Here is a 21101-nt window from a genome sequence, read left to right as displayed (position 1 = left end):
AACAAAAGGAAAATGAAGTGATAAAGATTGTGCAGCAGGTTCCCGCCCCATGAAAAAAGACACATCCCCCCTGATTGTCACCCTTACGCTCCTGCTGCTGGCGGCAGGATATTACATCCATAACTATGTGACATTCGTGCATGCGCCCCCGGCGTTAACGGACAAGGAAAAACGTATGGTTAATACTCTTTTTGCCACCACCAAATCCCAGTGCGTGGGGCGCTATGTGTTTGAGGTTCCGGCCTCATTCGAAAACACCCTGACCGACCGGGTGCAGGTTAATGAGATCCGCATCAGCAGCAAGCGGCTCTACCGTCCGGCTTTTGAGCAACGTATCCGGTTGCGGGAACAGAAACTGAAAAACAGCGCTACCGTTGACCCTGTAGATCAGCCTTTTCTCAAGCAGGTATACAGGCTGAGTGATAATGCGGTGATTTTTGACCGCAACAGAAATGAGAGTGTGGCGGGGTTTGGGCGCGTTCTGGAAGGTCATCTCTACGTTGACGGAGTGGCGTTTATCCTCACGCAGGAGATTACCGATTTGTCTGACCCAAAGTATCAAAAAGATAAACAGGACCTTTTAAAAGCCGTTGCCAGTGCCGGTTCTCTTAACACTAAACTCCAGAAACTGGCAGAATTACAGGACCTCATGTCCCGGCTCAGCGGACGGCATAACGAGGATATTCCTTCCGCGCCCGGCACCTGCATTCCGCAAGGATTTATCCGCGACGGAAACGGCAAGCCTAAGGAAGATATTACCTTTGTTTACCCGTATAGTTCGGTGTTTTCTTTTTCGGTCTGGAGCAATAATGCCCTTAAGGAAAGCACAACCATGCTGGAGCGCAGCGGTGAAATTCAATCGTATATCAATAGCATAGACGGAAGTACGCTGCGAAAAGGAGAAGCACGAATTGCCGGTTTTAATGCCAGTGAATGGCTAATCACCGCCCCGCCAGAAAAATCATCCGATAATCCGTCAAAACAACTCATGTTTACCGCCGTAGTCAATGAAACCAACGCTGATTTTGCCCACCCCAGCCTTGATCTGACATTAAGCAATGAGATCTTGCCTGAAGGAAGTGATGTCTCATCCCCATCGGCCTACAGCGACGCTGAACTGGTGGAAATCTGGGATCGCATCATTCGTTCTTTTCGCGTCAGGGATAATGCCTTCTGAAACGGGTATCACAACAAAAGGAAAATGAAGTGATAAAGATTGTGCAGCAGGTTCCCGCCCCATGAAAAAAGACACATTCCCCCTGATTGTCACCCTTACGCTTCTGCTGCTGGCGGCAGGATATTACATCCATAACTATGTGATATTCGTGCATGCGCCCCCGGCGTTAACGGACAAGGAAAAACGTATGGTTAATACTCTTTTTGCCACCACCAAATCCCAGTGCGTGGGGCGCTATGTGTTCGAGATTCCGGCCTCATTCGAAAACACCCTGACTGACCGGGTGCAGATTAATGAGATCCGCATCAGCAGCAAGCGGCTCTACCGTCCGGCTTTTGAGCAGCGTATCCGGCTCCGGGAACAGAAACTGAAAAACAGCGCTACCGTTGACCCTGTAGATCAGCCTTTTCTCAAGCAGGTATACAGGCTGAGTGATAATGCGGTGATTTTTGACCGCAACAGAAATGAGAGTGTGGCGGGATTTGGGCGCATTCTGGAAGGTCATCTGTACGTTGACGGTGTGGCATTCATCCTGACGCAGGAGATTACCGATTTGTCTGACCCAAAGTATCAAAAAGATAAACAGGACCTTTTAAAAGCCGTTGCCAGTGCCGGTTCTCTCAATACTAAACCCCAGAAACTGGCAGAATTACAGGACCTCATGTCCCGGCTCAGCGGACGGCATAACGAGGATATTCCTTCCGCGCCCGGCACCTGCATTCCGCAAGGATTTATCCGCGACGGAAACGGCAAGCCTAAGGAAGATATTACCTTTGTTTACCCGTATAGTTCGGTGTTTTCTTTTTCGGTCTGGAGCAATAATGCCCTTAAGGAAAGCACAACCATGCTGGAGCGCAGTGGTGAAATTCAATCGTATATCAATAGTATAGACGGAAGTACGCTGCGAAAAGGAGAAGCACGAATTGCCGGTTTTAATGCCAGTGAATGGCTAATCACCGCCCCGCCAGAAAAATCATCCGATAATCCGTCAAAACAACTCATGTTTACCGCCGTAGTCAATGAAACCAACGCTGATTTTGCCCACCCCAGCCTTGATCTGACATTAAGCAATGAGATCTTGCCTGAAGGAAGTGATGTCTCATCCCCATCGGCCTACAGCGACGCTGAACTGGTGGAAATCTGGGATCGCATCATTCGTTCTTTCCGCGTCAGGGAAAATGCCTTCTGAACAGATTGCCCATGAGCAGCGGCAAAAAAAAGTGCGCCCACTCAGGCGCACCAAACGACTAACAAATCAGCACTGCGGGGAAACGGTTACCCCTTGCCTTTTACACTGCTGATAAAGGTGGAACGGGCAGTGGTTGAACCTAAACGTTCGGCTTCATCAAGCAGTTTCAGCGCTTTATCGACATCGCCGCGCTTCACCGCCTGCTTAATGGCGTTGTTGAAGTATGCTTCGGTGTCGTTCAGTACCGGCTCCGCTTTCTTCGCCGGGGCTGGCGCTGCGGTTGCTACCGGTGCGGCCGCCGTGGCAGCTGGCGCGGTATAGGCAGGTGCAGCGGTGTTGCCTACGGTGACAGGTCCGGTACCGGAGGAGCCAAACAGCGGGCCGACCAGGACGCTGGACGCATTGTTCGTTGAGACTTTCAGCTTGAGCAGGCCGTCGGTGACGTGCCGCGCTAACGGATCCGGGATATCCGGAACAGAGTTACCTGTACCTTTGGCGTAGGCTTTTGCCGGATCGATAAGCTTAGTGGTCTGCTGTAGATCTTTTTCAGTCGTGAAAACCAGAACATAAATCTTCTGCTGTCCCAGAGCTGGCGTCAGGCGCATTTTACCTTCCAGACGGTCCGCGCTCATGACGCCAGGTTCCTGATAGCCAAAGTACTCGCTTGGGAAGAAAGCAGATGGCGTCAGATTCTGATCCAGAATCAACACGTTCGGCGCAAAGACGCTGGTTTGCTTGCTCACTTCGCTGGTCAGCGTCAGAGTTAACTCACCAATGTTAGCCGGCACGCTGTAGGCGGCAACCGGCCCGGTGATCCCCGGCACGTTCAGCTGCTGTCCGCCCGTAGAAAGCTGAGTAGATTGCGTTTTAGATTGATCAACCGGTGTCCAGGTCAGCTGCTGGAGCGCCGCTGCCGGGATAGCTGGCGCAGCGCTGGTATTTTGTGGCACGAAATTCACGTCTGCCAGGGAGACCGCCGGAACACAGGCCATCAGCCCCGCAGAGAGGCACAGCGCGACGAGACTTTTCTTCATTTTCATTGTTATTACCTCTGATAGCGTGAGCACTGCGGTGGCCAGGCAATAGCGCGCAGCACCCTAAGGATAGAGGGGCTCACGCCCCTCTTTTAGGTCATTACGTCAGGTCTAACGAATTACCACCAGATTTCCATCTGGGCACCGAAGGTCCACTCATCAGAGTCGCCACGGCTGAAGGTTTTTGCGGAAGTGTCGCTGTACGCAATACCAGAGTCATAGCCTGCACCGGAGTCGCCGTTCGCGTAGCCCCATTTCTCATCCCATTTCGCGTAGGTTGCGAAGACACGGATAGCCGGACGGGACCAGATGCTGTCGCCTGCCTGCCATTGTTGTGCCAGGGTGATTTTGTACTGGCTGTTGGTATCGTCAGTTTTCTGAGATTTGACGTTGTCGTAGCCAACTTCCAGCAAGGTGCTCATGATTGGCGTCCATTTGTACATAGGACGAACACCGACGGTCCACCATTTGGTGCCGTTGTTGTTATCCAGGTTGATGTCCTGGTACATACCCACGTACATCAGGTCCCAGGAGTCGCCCAGAGAGATCGCACCGTGGTCCAGCACGCGCCACATGTCGCCGTTGTTGTTGATGCTACCACCTTCCGCACGGCCCTTGCCGTTGGAGGTCATAGAGTCCGTTGCGTACTGAAGCACAAACTTGTTAAAGCCCTTCAGCATGCTCTGGGTGTGTTCAGCAGTGAACATCCAGCCGTCTTTAGACGCGCCAGGCTGCAGGTAGTAGTCATCCGGAATATTGGTGTGGCCATAATCAACACCGAACTCCAGCGTACCGCCTTCGTTGACCTGCATCTGTGCTAAACGGACGTCGAAGACATCGTTCGGTACCAGGTTGTCATAAATACGGTTACCCTGCGCATCACGATCGGCGAAGGTCGCTGAGCCGCCCGCTTCAGAAGAACGGGTTGCGGCCAGAGAGAGCTTACCAAAGCCCAGGTCGATGTTTTCGATACCCGCACCAGGACCTGAAATATCCCAGTAGTAGAAGTCGATCATGTGAACGTCATGACGCTGATAGAAGCGCTTACCGGCCCAGATGGTGGAACCTGGCAATGCTTCAATGAGGTTTTTACCCTGCACGTTAGCTTCACGGAAGGCTGGGCTGGTGGATTCCCAGTCGTTCTGCTGAGAGACGGAATAGGCAACGTTGGTGTCGAAGTAGAAGCTCTTATCGCCTTCTTTCCACACTTCCTGGCCCAGTTTCAGTTCAGCGTAGGTCTCACATTCGTTACCCAGACGGTATTTACTTTGAGCACCTGTTGCCTGGAAACACTGCTGTTCACCGCCACTCCCGGTCCAGCCAATGCCGGAACGAGCATAACCTTTAAAGTCCACGGCGCCTGCCTGGGCAGACAGGATGCCTGCCGCAACGGCAATTGCCAGAGGGACTTGTTTGCGCAGAGTAATCATTATTCTATCTCCTGAGATCATTGCTTTTCTTTGAACACTTCACCTGTCGGTTTCGTGTCTTCTTTTGGGATTGCTTAAACGCCTGGCTCTTTGTGCAACCGACGACATGCAGTGCCATCCTCACGGAACAGATGGCAACGCTCTGGCGGCAAGCCGATAGCGAATCTGGCACCCTCTTCTACCAACACCACGTCGTTCTGGCGGTAGACCAGGTTCTGACGGATGGCGGGGATCTGGATATGAATCTGTGTTTCGTGACCAAGCTGTTCGACGACCTGAACGTCACCTTCCAGCGTCACATCGGCGATGTGGCTCGGCAGTAAATGCTCAGGACGAATACCGAGGGACATGTTTGCCCCCACCTGTACGTTGGCGCTGTCGACCGGGAGCCAGACCTGCTGGCGGTTTGGCAGCTCCACCTGTACCTGTTCAATCGCTGTCGCGGTCACTTTGACGGGCAGGAAGTTCATCTTTGGCGAGCCAATGAAGCCCGCAACAAAGCGGTCTGCCGGGTAGTGATACAGCTCCAGCGGTTTACCCACCTGCGCCACGCGACCGGCATCCAGCACCACGATTTTGTCGGCGAGGGTCATCGCTTCCACCTGATCGTGGGTGACGTAAATCATCGTGCGGCCAAGACGCTTGTGCAGACGGGAGATTTCGATACGCATCTGGACGCGCAGGGCGGCATCCAGGTTAGAAAGCGGTTCATCGAGCAGGAACACGCGCGGCTCGGCGACCAGAGTACGGCCAATCGCCACGCGCTGGCGCTGACCGCCGGAAAGCGCTTTCGGCTTACGCTCCAGCAGGTGCGCCAGCTGTAACACTTCCGCCACCTGCGTCACGCGCTGGTTAATGACCTCTTTCTTCGCACCGGCCAGCTTCAGGCCAAAGGACATGTTCTCGGCGACGGAAAGATGGGGATAGAGAGCATAAGACTGGAACACCATGCCTACGCCACGTTCGGCAGGCGGGATGTCGTTCATTCGGGTATCACCGATCAGCAGGTCGCCGCTGGTGATGGTTTCAAGACCGGCAATCATACGCAGCAGAGTTGATTTACCGCAGCCTGATGGGCCGACAAATACCACGAATTCACCTTCGTGGATGTCCAGATTGATGTCTTTCGACACCACAACGTCACCCCAGGCTTTCGTTACATTACGCAGCTGTACGCTCGCCATGCCCTTCTCCCTTCGTTACAACCTGTCACCGACAGAAACATTCAAGATAAGTTCACTATGGGGTATCCATTACTTTCCCGAATCCTCCACCCCCCGGCTTTTTTATGGGGGAGGAGGCGGGAGGATGAGGGAGCAGGCTCTGCGACCGGCGTGGGAGGGCTGAGGCAAAATTCGTGAAGCCGCCTGCAAAATTCGGTGGGTTTTTATGTGCGCCAGCACTCATAACTTAAATTTATGCAACGGAGATCACACAAACGGGGGGTGGGGCGTAGGGGTTGGGAGGATGGAAAGAGGATGTCAAATAAGGAGACTGAGTCACGTTGAACCACCTTATGTATCCACGAGCACATCACCAAAAAGGATGGCAGATATGAATATCAAGACTGGCGCACGCGTTTTCGCATTGTCCGCCCTCGCAGCAATGATGATTTCCGCACCAGCGCTCGCCAAAATTGAAGAAGGCAAGCTGGTTATCTGGATTAACGGCGACAAGGGCTATAACGGCCTGGCCGAAGTGGGCAAAAAATTCGAGAAAGACACCGGTATCAAAGTTACCGTAGAACACCCGGATAAGCTGGAAGAGAAATTCCCGCAGGTTGCAGCAACCGGCGACGGCCCGGACATCATCTTCTGGGCGCATGACCGTTTCGGGGGTTACGCACAGTCTGGCCTGCTGGCTGAAGTCACACCGGATAAAGCGTTCCAGGACAAACTCTTCCCATTCACCTGGGATGCCGTTCGCTATAACGGCAAGCTGATCGCTTACCCAATCGCGGTTGAAGCCCTGTCTCTGATTTACAACAAAGACCTGGTCCCTAACCCGCCGAAAACCTGGGAAGAGATCCCGAAACTGGATAAAGAGCTGAAGGCGAAAGGTAAATCCGCCCTGATGTTCAACCTGCAAGAGCCGTACTTCACCTGGCCGCTGATTGCTGCCGACGGCGGTTACGCGTTCAAGTTTGAAAACGGCAAGTATGACGTGAAAGACGTGGGCGTGGATAACGCTGGCGCGAAAGCGGGCCTGACCTTCCTGGTTGACCTTATCAAGAACAAACACATGAACGCGGATACCGATTACTCCATCGCGGAAGCGGCGTTCAACAAAGGCGAAACCGCGATGACCATCAACGGTCCGTGGGCCTGGACCAACATCGACAAGAGCAAAGTCAACTACGGCGTGACGCTGCTGCCAACCTTCAAAGGCAAGCCGTCTAAACCGTTCGTTGGCGTGCTGAGCGCAGGCATCAACGCCGCCAGCCCGAACAAAGAGCTGGCGAAAGAGTTCCTGGAAAACTACCTGCTGACCGATCAGGGTCTGGATGAAGTGAACAAGGACAAACCGCTGGGCGCCGTTGCGCTGAAATCCTTCCAGGATCAGCTGGCGAAAGACCCACGTATCGCGGCAACCATGGATAACGCCCAGAAAGGCGAAATCATGCCGAACATCCCACAGATGGCCGCTTTCTGGTACGCCACGCGTACCGCGGTTATCAACGCTGCAAGCGGTCGCCAGACTGTCGATGCCGCGCTGAAAGATGCTCAGGGTCGTATTACTAAGTAAGCAGAAAAACGGCGGGTGGCGCGTGCGCTTACCCGCCCTACGACTACGGCACGATCCGTAGGTCAGGTAAGCGCAGCGCCACCTGACGATAAGATTCCACCGTTGTAGAGGAAGAACCCCATGGATGTCATTAAAAAGAAACGCTGGTGGCAAAGCGACGCGCTGAAGTGGTCAGCGATCGGTCTGCTGTGCCTGCTGGTGGGTTACCTTGTTGTTTTAATGTACGTACAAGGGGAATATCTGTTCGCCATCATGACGCTGATTTTAAGCTCTGCTGGCCTGTATATTTTCGCCAACCGTAAAGCCTACGCCTGGCGCTATGTCTACCCTGGCGTGGCCGGGATGGGGCTGTTTGTCCTGTTCCCGTTGATTTGTACCGTCGCCATTGCGTTTACCAACTACAGCAGCACCAACCAGCTTGCGCAGGAACGCGCGCAGCAGGTTCTGCTGGACCGCTCATACCAGGCAGGCAAGACCTTTAACTTCGGCCTGTATCCTGCAGGTAATGAGTGGAAGTTAGCGCTCACTGATGAAGCAAGCGGGAAATACTATATCTCTGACGCCTTCAAATTTGGCGGCGAGCAGAAGCTGGCCTTAAAAGAGGCGCAAGCCCTGCCGGAAGGTGAACGTGCCAACCTGCGCGTCATTACTCAGAACCGTCAGGCGCTGACCCAGCTCACCGCCGTGCTGCCAGACGAAAGCAAAGTGATCATGAGCTCGCTGCGCCAGTTCTCAGGCACCCAACCGCTCTATACCCTTGCGGATGACGGCACGCTGACCAACAACCAGAGCGGCGTGAAATATCGTCCGAATAACGACATTGGTTTCTATCAGTCCATTACTGCCGACGGCAAATGGGGTGATGACAAACTCAGCCCGGGCTATACCGTCACCATCGGCTGGGACAACTTTACCCGCGTGTTTACCGACGAAGGCATTCAGAAACCGTTCTTCGCCATCTTCGTCTGGACTGTGGTCTTCTCCGTACTGACCGTGATCCTCACCGTGGCCGTGGGTATGGTGCTGGCCTGTCTGGTCCAGTGGGAATCCCTGAAGGGCAAAGCGATCTACCGCGTGCTGCTGATTCTGCCGTATGCCGTGCCGTCGTTTATCTCGATTCTGATTTTCAAAGGGCTGTTTAACCAGAGCTTCGGTGAAATCAACATGATGCTGAGCGCCCTGTTTGGCATCAAACCGGCCTGGTTCAGCGACCCGACCACCGCCCGCTCGATGATCATCATCGTCAACACCTGGCTGGGCTATCCGTACATGATGATCCTGTGCATGGGGCTGCTGAAGGCCATCCCGGATGACCTGTACGAAGCTTCAGCGATGGACGGTGCGGGTCCGTTCCAGAACTTCTTTAAGATTACGCTGCCGCTGCTCATCAAGCCGCTTACCCCGCTGATGATTGCCAGCTTCGCCTTTAACTTTAATAACTTCGTGCTGATTCAGCTGTTGACCAACGGTGGCCCGGACCGCCTCGGCACCACGACGCCCGCAGGCTATACCGACCTGCTCGTGAGCTACACCTACCGTATCGCCTTCGAAGGCGGCGGCGGCCAGGACTTCGGTCTGGCGGCAGCGATTGCCACCCTGATCTTCCTGCTGGTGGGCGCTCTGGCGATAGTGAACCTGAAAGCCACACGTATGAAATTTGACTAAGGAGGGCACTGAACATGGCTATGGTACAACCCAAATCTCAGAAACTGCGCCTCCTGGCGACGCACTTAGGCCTGCTGATTTTCATCGCGGCGATCATGTTCCCGCTGCTGATGGTTATCGCCATCTCCCTGCGTTCGGGTAACTTCGCCACCGGGAGCCTGATCCCGGACGAAATCTCCTGGGAGCACTGGAAGCTCGCGCTGGGCTTCAGCGTGGAACACGCGGATGGCCGCGTCACGCCGCCGCCGTTCCCGGTGCTGCTGTGGCTGTGGAACTCGGTGAAAATCGCAGGCATTACCGCGATCGGTATCGTGGCGCTGTCCACCACCTGCGCTTACGCCTTTGCCCGTATGCGTTTCCCGGGAAAAGCGACGCTGCTGAAAGGGATGCTGATTTTCCAGATGTTCCCGGCGGTGCTGTCGCTGGTGGCGTTGTATGCCCTGTTTGACCGCCTGGGCCAGTACATTCCGTTTATCGGTCTGAACACCCACGGCGGCGTGATTTTCGCCTACCTTGGCGGTATCGCACTGCATGTGTGGACCATTAAGGGCTATTTCGAAACCATCGACGGTTCGCTGGAAGAAGCGGCCGCGCTGGATGGGGCTACCCCGTGGCAGGCGTTCCGCCTGGTGCTGCTGCCGCTGTCGGTGCCGATTCTGGCGGTGGTGTTTATCCTGTCGTTTATCGCTGCGATCACCGAAGTACCGGTTGCCTCACTGTTACTGCGTGATGTGAACAGCTACACCCTGGCCGTAGGTATGCAGCAATACCTCAACCCGCAAAACTACCTGTGGGGCGACTTTGCCGCGGCGGCCGTACTCTCCGCCATCCCGATTACCGTGGTGTTCCTGCTGGCGCAGCGCTGGCTGGTGAACGGCCTGACGGCGGGCGGTGTGAAAGGTTAAGTTTCATTTTGTTATGCCACTGCAACCCTCAACTTTAGACGTATTGTATTGACCCAACTTGTGACTGTTGTTAGGCGCTCTTCGGAGCGCCATTTTTTTATTCGCGTTTCAGCCGCTTCGAGTTACACAGCCAGAGGGTGATCACCAGCAGCAGGATCGCCGCCGAGTAGATCAGCACGTCGAGCGGGGATTTATGATCGACGATGATCAGCCGCACAATCGCGGTGATCCCGATGTAGACAAAATAGCGTAGCGGGAAGTGAAAGCCGGACTGAAAGTACTTCACAATCAGGGCGATAAATTCAAAGTAGAGAAAGTAGACCACCAGGCCTTCCACCAGCGCATATTTGCTGGTTTGTTCAGGGGCGAACAGTACATCCGCCAGATGCACCGTCTCTTTACCCAAAAAGACGACCAGTATCAGGCCAAGGCTCAACAGACCGAGATTTAGCACGGTCTGGAGGATAGTTGAGATAAACTCAACGCGCGGGCGAGTCAGGGATGTCATACAGCACCTCATTCTCCAGGGCGAGGTTTCTGTATAACGCAAAAATGTGACGGAGATCTATATTTTTTGTTTATGTTTAGCGCACCGGAGAGGATTCCCCTCACCCCGGCCCTCTCCCCAAAGGGGCGAGGGGGAAAAGACAGCACCGAGCGATCCCCTCTCCTCTTTGGGGAGAGGGTTAGGGTGAGGGGCATCAGCGGAAGTTAATGTTCTTATCGCTGGTCATGTCATACAGCTGGAACTTACGTCCAAGCTGCTGACCCCCGTCACGCGTCAGCGGCGTCCAGCCCACTGCCGCGCGGCTGCGGGTTGGGCCTGACGAGAACAGATCCAGCGGAATCGACACGTAGACCCCTTTGGTGAAGTCCCCTTCCCCGTACTCGTCCGGCGAAACGTTGGTGATGGTGGCGTAGCCGCCCACCACGACGCCGCTGTCGAAGTGTTTGGAGATATCCAGCGTGCCGCCCTTATCGCCCGCCAGGTACTGGCCGACGCTGGCTTTCACCAGCACGTCAGGCGCGAACGACGGCGTCCAGTAGGCGGTCAGGTGGCCGGTTTTGACGCTGTAGTCGGTGAACTTCATCATGTCCTGCGCGCTGCGCCAGTCACGCTGCTTGACGTAGTTGGCATCAACCCCGAACGCCCAGTTGCTGTCGACAGGACGATAGAGCACTTCTGCCCCCGCACCGCCGTACATGGTTTCCAGATACCCGCCGTACACCTGGCCGTAGAAGCCGTTACCGAAGTACTGGAAGTAGTTGGCCTGCAGGTTATTCACGTAAGCATCGTTCTGCACGTATTCACGCACGCGAGTACGCACGCGCGGCAGCTGTGAGTCTTTTGGCGGGTTGGTGTAGTTGAACTTGTCGTAGTTGTTAGCGATGTTGCCGAACAGGCTACCGGTGGTCAGCAGGTGGTCGGTAAGCCACAGATCCGCCGTCGCCATGACGCCCAGCTGATACATGTAGAAGTTTTCTGGCCCGCCGACGGACTGGTTCAGCACCGGATCGATATGGAAATCGAAGCGCGACCTGTCGATATACCAGCCCTGCTCGGTGGTCTCCGGGACGATCGGCTCAACGCGTTTTTGCACCAGCTCGGTTTCATGCCCGAGCGGTTCGCCTTCCAGGTGGCGCTTAAGGCTGGCAACGTCCGTTTCGGTTGTGACCTGCGGCAGGTTGAGACGATTCTCCGTCACGCGGATCGTGCGGATCCCCTCAGGCAGATCGTTCATAACGATCCGGTTGGCGCGTTCGATCCCTTCGCGCGAGTCGCGGTATTTCACCTGCTCGCCGGTGACATAAAGCGTATCGCCCTTGGTCTGAATCTTCGGATCCGCCAGACCGGCATTGTATTTCAGCAGCGTCAGCTGGTTTGCCACCACGGAGTGCTGCAGAATCGCATCCTGCGGCTCCGGCTGGTATGCAGGCCGCGCGTTATCATTGTAGTGAGGCCGCATGTCGTTAAAGTTGGTGCGCAGCGTGAAGCCAAACATCACCGTATTGCCGCGCTCGTAGCTGAGGTTAACGTCGGCCCAATCGGTGACGCGGTAAATGGCGCCGACGTTAAACTTGCTCTTCTGCTCAATCTTCCCGGCGAAGTCCTGCGAGTAGTCATTACCTTCATACTCCAGCTTCAGGCGTAATGGCTGCCAGGGCGTTTGATACTCTACACCGCCAAACAGCGACGCCGGACCGTGGAACATCTGGTCCCCGTTGATGGAGCCCGCTTTCTTATAGCTGTTATCGCGGTAGCAGTATTTATCGCTGTAGGAGCAAAACGGGTTTTTCACGTTACCGCTGGTGCCCAGATAGCCCCATCCCAGGCCGAGCGAGAAGTCGAACGGCCCCCAGGCCTTGCTGGCCACGATGTATTCCGCGTCAAACAGACCGGTACCGCCGATATCTTTGGCGCCCACGGAGACCTGCGGCATCCAGTAGCTCTCTTCCCACAGGCGCAGCTTGACGTCGAAGGCTTTATCTTTGTAGGTCTGATCGCCGGAGAACGCCTCGACGCTGCTGTATTGTTTCGTCCGCACGTCGGTATAGCGCAGCGTGGTTTCAAGCCACGGGAACAGCTGCACCGACGCCGAGTAGTAGCGATACTGGTCGTTATCACGGTAGTTAAGGCTAATTTCCCCTTCGCGCGCCATACGCGCGGTGGGGGTTTGCAGTAAACCGACGCCGCCGAAGTCTGACTGAGACGGGCCAATGGGTGCCGGATACGTTTCTGCATGGCAGGCGGCACTCACGCAGAGCGCCAGCATGCTGTAGAGATAGGTTCTTTTCATTATTCCGGTATCCGCTGAATCAGGGAGTGAAGGATATCGGCGTTAAGCCCGTCATACGCCTTCGTCCAGAAATGGTCGGCAAAACCGACAAAAATGATGCTGCCCGGCATGGGTTCGATATGACGTTTATTCCAGTAAGCGACGGGGGCTTTTTGCGTGTGGCCGTCAGGGTAAACCACCCAGGCGTAGCTGTTATCCGCGCCGCTCAGCAGGCTCTGCTCGTCGAGGTAGCTCGCCACGTCACGGCCGGGCGTAAAGGGCTTGTTACCCGGGCTGCTGATAAGCCCCGTCACGATCACCGTCGTCGGCTTCACCGGCAGCCAGAGCGTATACTCCCCTTCCAGCGTCGGGTTGCCGTTTTCCGTGACGCGCACTTCATCGGGATCAAGGTTCACGTTCTGACGGCCCGTTACCTTCAGCGCCTGCAGCTGCTGACGGACGCTGTTAATGGCCGCCGCGTCGTCGCCGTCTTCCTGCTCCGCTAATCCCGTTAGCCTGGCAAGAAGCGCCTTGTGCTGCTGTTCCGCTTCAACGGTCTTCTGCCGTTCAGCGATCACGGCCCCCGGCCACCAGCTGTTGGCGAGCCTTGGCTGTCCGACGAGATCGAGCAGATGCTCGGCGTGGGTTAAGGTTTTGGGTTTTTCACTGTCCGGCGTGTAGACTTTCACAGTCCCTGCGGACCATGCCAGCGGCGCGGCAAAGCTGGCGATAAGCGCAACGTGAATGAGCGTTTTCATGATTTCGCCGCCTTGATCAGGGTGGTTTTCACCGGGAAGAAGCCGGCACCGAGATACTGTAAGGACTGGCGGATCTGCCCTTCCTCGTCGATCCAGAAGCGGTTGTGCCAGGTGGCCTGGTCGGTGGTGACCTCTTCATCCAGCACGCGAACATGGGTTTCGTCGCTGCCGACTTTCACGCTGTCGGTGTCGTCCCAGCGGAAGGTCGAGCGTGCCGTGGCATAACGCACCTGCTTATGCTCGGTCCAGCCCATCGTGCGCGTCCAGCCTGCGCCGTCGACGATCTGGTTCGGCGCGATCAGCGGATCGGCAGCGATATTATTCACTTCCAGCAGGTTGTCGCCGCCCAACAGGGTTTTCACAATACGGCCATGCTGCGTCACGATGGTAGCCTGATCCTGCGTCACCCATTTCTGCTGCCCGTTTTCATCGAAAGCGAGCACCACAAACAGCTGCGGGCCATCGTTAAGCTGCATGTACTGACTGGCATAGGGCATGTTTTGAAGTTCGTCATCGGTCAAATGTACGCCCGGTGTACCAAACATGCTTTCCCACAGTGAGTTTCCCAGCCCTTTAGTAGTGGCCGAGCACGCCTGCAGAAGCAGGCAAATCAGAATGATTGCAGGTCGCTTCACGACTCTTCTCCGAAGGGGCGAAATAACCACACCGAAGTGTGGTTATGATTAAAACACCCGCTATTACTGGGTGCTGGTTGTCGTGGTGGTCGTGGTTCCGGTATTGGAGCCATCACCGCCACCGGTTGCCGCCAGCGCGACACCCACGGCTGAACTTACGGTGCTGGCGCTGGCTGCGGTAGAACTTCCCGCAGACGCAGACGTCGCAGCCGAACCTGCCGCTTCTCCGACCTGAACCGGAGCCGCATAAACAGATGTCGCCGCAAGCGCAGATATGGCAAAAATGCCATACAGTACTTTCTTCATAACAATTTCCCTTCAATGAATGAATGGAGATTTGCCCGAAAAGAATTTCAGGCGGAATCGAGTATACACAACTACTGCCGCGGGTTTGCCGTAAGGGGAAATAGGGAGAGAGTTTTCGGACTAATGGATAAAATCGAAATGAAAAGCAAATTACAGAAATATATAAACAATAATAATCAATGAGTTATAATATGAAGATATTAACTGGCTTCTACGTATTTTCTTAAAATAAACCGCAGCAATTAACGGGTTAAGCGTCTTTTTCGGATTAAACTCAGATTCAGAATTTGAGTGGACTAACAGACAGCAGGAATTATCCGATAAAAAAATGCCGGCATTAAGCCGGCACGTTTTCATGACGTTTTAATTACGCACGCCAGGATTTATAACGATTGATCAAACCATTTGTTGAGCTGTCATGGCTGGTAATCGCTTTATCATCACCCAGCTCTGGCAGAATACGGTTTGCCAGCTGTTTGCCCAGCTCAACGCCCCACTGGTCAAAGGTGAAGATGTTCAGGATCGCGCCCTGCGTGAAGATTTTGTGCTCGTACAGGGCAATCAGCGCACCCAGGCTGAACGGCGTGATTTCGCGCAGCAGGATGGAGTTTGTTGGACGGTTGCCTTCGAACACTTTGAACGGGACAACGTGGTCCAGCGTGGCCGGGTCTTTACCCTGATCACGGTATTCCTGCTCTACCACCTCGCGGGATTTACCAAACGCCAGCGCTTCGGTCTGAGCGAAGAAGTTAGACAGCAGTTTCGGATGGTGATCGGACAGCGGGTTATGGGTGATAGCCGGAGCGATGAAATCGCACGGTACCATTTTGGTGCCCTGGTGAATCAGCTGGTAGAAGGCATGCTGACCGTTGGTGCCCGGCTCGCCCCAGATGATTGGGCCAGTCTGGTAATCCACCGCGTTGCCGTTACGGTCAACGTATTTACCGTTGGATTCCATGTTGCCCTGCTGGAAGTACGCCGCAAAGCGGTGCATGTACTGATCGTATGGCAGGATGGCTTCGGTTTCAGCGCCGAAGAAGTTGTTGTACCAGATCCCGATCAGCGCCAGCAGTACCGGCAGGTTTTTCTCTGGTGCGGTGGTGGAGAAGTGTTTGTCCATCGCGTGCGCGCCCGAGAGCAACTCGACGAAGTTGTCGAAGCCCACGGACAGGATGATGGACAGGCCGATCGCAGACCACAGAGAGTAGCGGCCGCCGACCCAGTCCCAGAACTCGAACATGTTCGCGGTATCAATACCGAACTCGCTGACCGCTTTACCGTTGGTAGACAGCGCCGCGAAGTGTTTCGCCACGTGCTTGTTGTCGCCCGCGGTTTTCAGGAACCAGTCGCGCGCGCTGTGGGCGTTGGTCATGGTTTCCTGAGTGGTGAAGGTTTTGGACGCAACCAGGAACAGGGTAGTTTCCGGGTTCACGTTCTTCAGCACTTCGGCGATGTGGGTACCATCGACGTTAGACACAAAGTGCATATTGAGGTGGTTTTTATACGGGCGCAGCGCTTCGGTCACCATGAACGGACCGAGGTCAGAGCCGCCGATACCGATGTTAACCACGTCGGTGATCGCTTTGCCGGTGTAGCCTTTCCAGCTACCGGAGATGATCGCTTCGGAGAAGGTTTTCATCTTTTCCAGCACCGCGTTCACTTCCGGCATGACGTCTTTGCCGTCAACGATGATTGGCGTATTGCTACGGTTACGCAGGGCCACGTGCAGCACGGCACGGTCTTCGGTACGGTTGATCTTCTCGCCGGAGAACATGGATTTGATGGCGTCGGCAAGCTGAGTCTCTTTCGCCAGATCCTGCAGTTTTGCCAGCGTCTCTTCGGTAATGCGGTTTTTGGAGAAATCCACCAGCATCAGGTCGTCGAAGGTCGCGGAGAACTTAGAGAAACGATCGCCATCTTTCGCGAACAGATCTGCGATGGTGACATCTTTCATTTCATCAAAATGTTTCTGGAGTGCCTGCCAGGCAGCGGTCTGCGTTGGGTTGATGTTTTTCATTAGCAATACTCTTCTGATTTGAGAATTGTGACTGCGGTCGATTGTAGCGCCTGCAAATAAAAATTGTGATGGTTTTTATGCCATTGCCCTGGCCTGCATCAAACACAGGTGAAAAGACCCGAAAAGTATAGCTGCTGAAGAGCCCTCCCGGGGCGGCGAAATGTCGGTCAAAAAAGCCTAAAACGGAGCATAAAATATGGCGCTGTTATAAGTCCTGTTTCTCAGGGGTACCCCCCCATAAAAAATCCGCATAATCCCAGCATTGACAGGACCTCCCCCGCATTTTATTTATAGGGCCGTATTTTGCGCCTGCACCTGTTTTCGTTTCACTCTTGTGCCAAGGTCGCTTATTCATTCCCTGACACGAGGTTGTTATGACGAGTTTTGTGGTCGCCAAGTTTGGCGGCACCAGTGTGGCCGATTACGATGCCATGAACCGCAGCGCCGATGTGGTGCTGGCCGATCCGAATACCCGCCTGGTGGTGCTGTCTGCATCTGCCGGCGTGACGAACCTGCTGGTTTCTCTGTCTGAAGGACTGGAAGCGACAGAACGTTTCGTGAAGCTGGATGCACTGCGCAAAATTCAGTTCGACATCCTTGAACGTCTGCAGAACCCGAACGTCATCCGCGAAGAAGTGGAACGTCTGCTGGAAAACATCACCACCCTGGCTGAAGCGGCGTCTCTGGCCACCTCCACCGCCCTGACCGACGAACTGGTCAGCCACGGCGAGCTGATGTCCACCCTGCTGTTTGTTGAAATCATGCGCGAGCGTAACATTCAGGCGCAGTGGTTTGACGTGCGTAAAGTGATGCGCACCAGCGACCGCTTTGGCCGCGCCGAGCCGGACGTTGAAGCACTGGCCGAGCTGACCAATCAGCAGCTTGCCCCGCGCCTGGCAGATGGTATCGTGATCACCCAGGGCTTTATCGGCAGCGAAGCGAAGGGCCGCACTACCACGCTTGGCCGTGGCGGCAGCGACTACACCGCCGCGCTGCTGGGCGAAGCCCTGCATGCCACGCGCGTGGATATCTGGACTGACGTTCCGGGCATTTACACCACCGACCCGCGCGTCGTTTCCGCGGCGAAACGTATTGATGTGATCGCGTTTGAAGAAGCGGCTGAAATGGCCACCTTCGGCGCGAAAGTGCTGCACCCGGCCACGCTGCTGCCTGCCGTACGCAGCGATATTCCGGTCTTCGTCGGCTCCAGTAAAGATCCAAAAGCCGGCGGAACGCTGGTCTGCAAGAAAACGGAAAACCCGCCGCTGTTCCGCGCCCTGGCCCTGCGCCGTCGCCAGACGCTGGTGACGCTCCACAGCCACAATATGCTGCACTCCCGCGGTTTCCTGGCGGAAGTGTTTGGCATTCTGGCGCGCCACAATATCTCGGTGGATCTGATCACCACCTCTGAAGTGAGCATTGCGCTGACGCTGGACACCACCGGCTCGACCTCCACCGGCGACACGCTGCTGACGCAGTCTCTGCTAATTGAGCTGTCTGAGCTGTGCCGCGTGGAAGTGGAAGAAGATCTGGCGCTGGTTGCCATCATCGGCAACAAGCTGTCGCGCGCCTGCGGCGTGGGTAAAGAGGTCTTCGGCGTACTCGACCCGTTCAGTATCCGCATGATCTGCTACGGGGCATCCAGCTACAACCTCTGCTTCCTGGTGCCTGCCGATCAGGCCGAGCAGGTCGTGCAGAAACTTCATCAGAATTTGTTTGAATAAAATTCGTTAGCACGATAAACAATACCTATAAGCCGGGCACAGACCCGGCTTTTTTATAACTAAACAACACGACAATACTGCAAGGAATCCACTATGTTATCCGCCATCACGCGGCTGTTCCCGCTATGGGCGCTGCTGCTCTCTGTACTCGCGTATTACACGCCCACCACGTTCACCGGAATTGGTCCGTGGGTCACCACGCTGCTGATGCTGATCATGTTCGGTATGGGCGTGCATCTGAAAATCGACGACTTCAAACGCGTGCTGTCTCGCCCTGCGCCCGTCGCGGCAGGAATATTTCTGCACTACCTGGTGATGCCTCTCGCAGCATGGCTGCTGGCGATGGCCTTTAAGATGCCGCCCGACCTCTCCGCCGGGATGGTGCTGGTGGGCAGCGTGGCCAGCGGCACGGCGTCCAACGTCATGATCTATCTGGCGAAAGGCGACGTGGCGCTCTCCGTCACTATCTCGTCCGTCTCTACGCTGGTGGGCGTGATTGCCACGCCGCTGTTAACCCGCCTGTACGTAGATGCGCATATTCAGGTGGACGTGATGGGCATGCTGCTGAGCATTCTGCAAATCGTGGTGATCCCGATTGCGCTGGGGCTGGTCATTCACCATCTTTTACCGCGCGTGGTGAAGGCCGTTGAGCCATACCTGCCCGCATTTTCGATGGTCTGTATTCTGGCCATCATCAGCGCCGTGGTGGCGGGCTCCGCCTCGCACATTGCTTCCGTAGGCTTTGTGGTGATCGTCGCGGTGGTGCTGCATAACACCATTGGCCTGCTGGGCGGCTACTGGGGCGGGAAACTGTTTGGCTTCGACGAATCGACCTGCCGCACGCTGGCAATCGAGGTAGGGATGCAGAACTCCGGCCTGGCGGCGGCGCTCGGTAAAATCTACTTCTCGCCGCTGGCGGCCCTGCCGGGTGCGCTGTTCTCCGTCTGGCACAACCTCTCCGGCTCGCTGCTGGCGGGCTACTGGTCCGGCAAACCGATTGAGGAACAAACGAAAAAAGATGCGGTGAAGCAGGGTTAATTGACTCAGCTTGCTTTACACTGAAGCCTCTCTCTCAGGAGGCTTCAGCAATGGCGACACCACGTTTGACCCAGAAAGACATGACGGAAGCCGAGCAGCGCGAACTTAAAACGCTTCTCGACCGCGCCCGCATCGCGCATGGCCGTACGCTGACCAACGCCGAAACCAATCAGGTGAAAAAAGAGTACATCGACAAACTGATGGCGCAGCGTGACGACGAGGCGAAAAAAGCCCGCAAACTGAAAAAGCAGCAGGCTTACAAGCCGGATACTGAAACGACCTTTTCCTGGTCGGCCAATACCTCTACCCGTGGAAGGCGCTAGCTAGCGCCCTTTCTTTTTACGGCCAGGCTGGGTAAATCGCTTCCCGTTGCCCGGTTTGCCGCGTCCTTTCTCTTCCGCCTGCGGTGCCTTCACGACCGGACGTTTAATCGCCTGGGTTTTCGGTTTTGCTTTGGCCTTCGGCTTCGCTTCGGACGAGGAGTTCTCGATAAGCTTGAACAGCTCGATCAGTTCGTCGTCCGTTAAGTCGCGCCATTCGCCCAGCGGAATGCCAGTCAGGCTGACGTTCATGATGCGCGTGCGCTCCAGCTTCGTCACTTCATAACCGAAGTACTCGCACATGCGGCGGATCTGGCGGTTTAAGCCCTGCACCAGAGTAATGCGGAACGCGAACGGCGCTTCTTTCTTCACCTTACACTTTTTCGTGACGGTACCGAGAATTGGCACACCGGCGCCCATGCCGCGAATAAAGTCGTCCGTAACCGGCTTATTCACCGTCACAATGTACTCTTTCTCGTGATCGTTACCGGCCCGCAGAATTTTGTTGACCAGATCGCCGTGGTTGGTGAGGAAAATCAGCCCCTGAGAGTCTTTATCCAGACGGCCAATCGGGAAGATACGGCTGCTGTGGTTCACGAAATCAACGATGTTGTCCCGCTCACCGTCTTCCGTGGTGCTGACAATCCCAACCGGTTTGTTCAACGCGATAAACACCAGGTCTTCAGCATCACGCGGTTCGATGACCTGACCATTCACTTTAACCACATCGCCAGGCACCACCTGGTCGCCGATGGTGGCGCGTTTGCCGTTGAGGAACACATTACCTTGTTCAATGTAACGATCCGCCTCGCGACGTGAGCAGATCCCGCTCTCGCTAATGTATTTGTTTAATCGGGTTGATTGAGTTGGCAGCATAGTTTCTCCTGTGAAGGGCGAAATATACCTTAGGTATGGACTGGAAAAAAAGATTAGCCGACGGTAACTGAGACGGGTTTTTAAGTTTGCGAGACGCTTTCAGGATTTTGCGTCCTGTCATTTACCCATGTGTTCAAGCCTTTTAGTTTTACTCTCCATGGAGAAGTGTTTGTAGTTTATAAATCACAGGGAGTAATATGAAGGAGATTGTTCAGACAGAATCCTTCCGACGCTGGGAGCAAAACTTAAAAGATCGACGAGCGAAGACCGTTATCGCTTCCCGCCTCTTTCGGTTGGCAAATGGCTTAGCGGGCGACGTTAAACCCGTGGGAGAAGGTATAAGTGAGTTAAGGATCCACTTTGGTCCGGGCTACAGAATCTATTTTAAAGACCAGGGCAATTACATCATCGTGCTGTTATGTGGTGGTGACAAAAGCAGCCAGGCCAGAGACATACTGATGGCAAAAATGCTGAGCAATGTATCCCAATGGCAGGAGTGAATGAG

Annotated in this window: 19 protein-coding genes; 9 read left to right on the top strand and 10 right to left on the bottom strand. The window is 55.0% G+C overall.

Translation table 11 applies throughout. The features are described 5' to 3' along the window. Positions 1–49: 49 nt before the first annotated feature. Complete coding sequence (locus V1587_RS04050; protein ID WP_395314512.1) at positions 50–1177, top strand: T6SS immunity protein Tli4 family protein; 1128 nt, start codon at positions 50–52, stop codon at positions 1175–1177. Positions 1178–1238: 61 nt separating this feature from the next. Beyond that, positions 1239–2366: a T6SS immunity protein Tli4 family protein gene (locus V1587_RS04045; protein WP_395314511.1), complete on the top strand. Its 1128-nt coding sequence runs from the start codon at positions 1239–1241 to the stop codon at positions 2364–2366. Between the two features lie 86 nt (positions 2367–2452). Here the strand turns inward: V1587_RS04045 and malM are convergent, their stop codons facing one another. From malM to malK, 3 genes are all read right to left on the bottom strand, one after another. Further along, the gene (gene malM / locus V1587_RS04040) at positions 2453–3406 is read right to left on the bottom strand and encodes a maltose operon protein MalM (protein ID WP_371899852.1); all 954 of its coding nucleotides are present in this window, start codon (positions 3404–3406) and stop codon (positions 2453–2455) included. A gap of 113 nt (positions 3407–3519) precedes the next feature. Then, positions 3520–4833 (bottom strand): maltoporin, encoded by a 1314-nt coding sequence (locus V1587_RS04035; RefSeq protein WP_371899853.1) that lies wholly within the window; start codon positions 4831–4833, stop codon positions 3520–3522. Between the two features lie 71 nt (positions 4834–4904). Next, positions 4905–6014 carry a maltose/maltodextrin ABC transporter ATP-binding protein MalK gene (gene malK, locus V1587_RS04030; protein WP_371899851.1) on the bottom strand — a complete coding sequence of 370 codons (1110 nt, stop codon included), beginning with the start codon at positions 6012–6014 and terminating at the stop codon, positions 4905–4907. A gap of 370 nt (positions 6015–6384) precedes the next feature. Between malK and malE the strand changes: the two genes are divergently transcribed. The 3 genes from malE to malG all read left to right on the top strand — a co-directional run bounded on the left by malE (position 6385) and on the right by malG (position 10145). Further along, positions 6385–7575, top strand: a complete 1191-nt coding sequence (malE, locus tag V1587_RS04025) for a maltose/maltodextrin ABC transporter substrate-binding protein MalE (RefSeq protein WP_039264157.1) — start codon at positions 6385–6387, stop codon at positions 7573–7575. A gap of 120 nt (positions 7576–7695) precedes the next feature. Continuing rightward, positions 7696–9240, top strand: coding sequence for a maltose ABC transporter permease MalF (malF, locus tag V1587_RS04020; protein WP_395314510.1), 1545 nt, complete (start codon positions 7696–7698; stop codon positions 9238–9240). Between the two features lie 14 nt (positions 9241–9254). After that, positions 9255–10145: a maltose ABC transporter permease MalG gene (gene malG, locus V1587_RS04015; RefSeq protein WP_008500077.1), complete on the top strand. Its 891-nt coding sequence runs from the start codon at positions 9255–9257 to the stop codon at positions 10143–10145. Positions 10146–10242: 97 nt separating this feature from the next. Here the strand turns inward: malG and psiE are convergent, their stop codons facing one another. From psiE to pgi, 6 genes are all read right to left on the bottom strand, one after another. After that, a complete protein-coding gene (gene psiE, locus V1587_RS04010; protein ID WP_000202963.1) occupies positions 10243–10653 on the bottom strand; it encodes a phosphate-starvation-inducible protein PsiE in 411 nt (136 codons plus the stop codon). A 193-nt stretch (positions 10654–10846) separates the two neighbouring features. Then, on the bottom strand, positions 10847–12943 hold the full coding sequence (locus V1587_RS04005; RefSeq protein ID WP_395314509.1) for a YjbH domain-containing protein: 2097 nt from the start codon (positions 12941–12943) through the stop codon (positions 10847–10849). Then, positions 12943–13680: a capsule biosynthesis GfcC D2 domain-containing protein gene (locus tag V1587_RS04000; protein ID WP_395314508.1), complete on the bottom strand. Its 738-nt coding sequence runs from the start codon at positions 13678–13680 to the stop codon at positions 12943–12945. The genes V1587_RS04005 and V1587_RS04000 overlap by 1 nt, the downstream gene beginning before the upstream one ends. Continuing rightward, complete coding sequence (locus V1587_RS03995) at positions 13677–14315, bottom strand: YjbF family lipoprotein (protein ID WP_371899847.1); 639 nt, start codon at positions 14313–14315, stop codon at positions 13677–13679. The genes V1587_RS04000 and V1587_RS03995 overlap by 4 nt, the downstream gene beginning before the upstream one ends. A gap of 63 nt (positions 14316–14378) precedes the next feature. Next, a complete protein-coding gene (gene yjbE, locus V1587_RS03990) occupies positions 14379–14621 on the bottom strand; it encodes an exopolysaccharide production protein YjbE (RefSeq protein WP_008503423.1) in 243 nt (80 codons plus the stop codon). 367 nt (positions 14622–14988) lie between these two features. Beyond that, positions 14989–16638: a glucose-6-phosphate isomerase gene (pgi, locus tag V1587_RS03985; RefSeq protein WP_371899846.1), complete on the bottom strand. Its 1650-nt coding sequence runs from the start codon at positions 16636–16638 to the stop codon at positions 14989–14991. Between the two features lie 374 nt (positions 16639–17012). On the opposite strand from pgi, the gene lysC reads away from it, so the two are divergent. The 3 genes from lysC (at position 17013) to V1587_RS03970 (ending at position 19723) form a co-directional block, all read left to right on the top strand. After that, positions 17013–18362, top strand: a complete 1350-nt coding sequence (gene lysC / locus V1587_RS03980; protein ID WP_023334126.1) for a lysine-sensitive aspartokinase 3 — start codon at positions 17013–17015, stop codon at positions 18360–18362. Positions 18363–18455: 93 nt separating this feature from the next. Then, positions 18456–19400, top strand: a complete 945-nt coding sequence (gene panS, locus V1587_RS03975) for a ketopantoate/pantoate/pantothenate transporter PanS (RefSeq protein ID WP_395314507.1) — start codon at positions 18456–18458, stop codon at positions 19398–19400. Between the two features lie 50 nt (positions 19401–19450). Then, positions 19451–19723: a DUF3811 domain-containing protein gene (locus V1587_RS03970; protein WP_157188467.1), complete on the top strand. Its 273-nt coding sequence runs from the start codon at positions 19451–19453 to the stop codon at positions 19721–19723. Here V1587_RS03970 and rluF read toward each other — a convergent pair whose 3' ends face one another. Continuing rightward, entirely contained in the window at positions 19724–20596 is an 873-nt protein-coding gene (gene rluF / locus V1587_RS03965) for a 23S rRNA pseudouridine(2604) synthase RluF (RefSeq protein ID WP_371899844.1), read from the bottom strand. It lies immediately after the preceding gene. 197 nt (positions 20597–20793) lie between these two features. Between rluF and V1587_RS03960 the strand changes: the two genes are divergently transcribed. Beyond that, positions 20794–21096, top strand: coding sequence for a type II toxin-antitoxin system RelE/ParE family toxin (locus V1587_RS03960; protein WP_371899843.1), 303 nt, complete (start codon positions 20794–20796; stop codon positions 21094–21096). The last annotated feature ends 5 nt before the right edge of the window (positions 21097–21101 follow it).

The sequence above is a fragment of the Enterobacter sp. ECC-249 genome (assembly GCF_043965265.1).
Classification (GTDB): Bacteria; Pseudomonadota; Gammaproteobacteria; order Enterobacterales; family Enterobacteriaceae; genus Enterobacter; species Enterobacter quasiroggenkampii.
The sequence above is the reverse complement of the archived record's forward strand: the minus strand, read 5'-3'. Positions and strand labels throughout refer to the sequence as shown.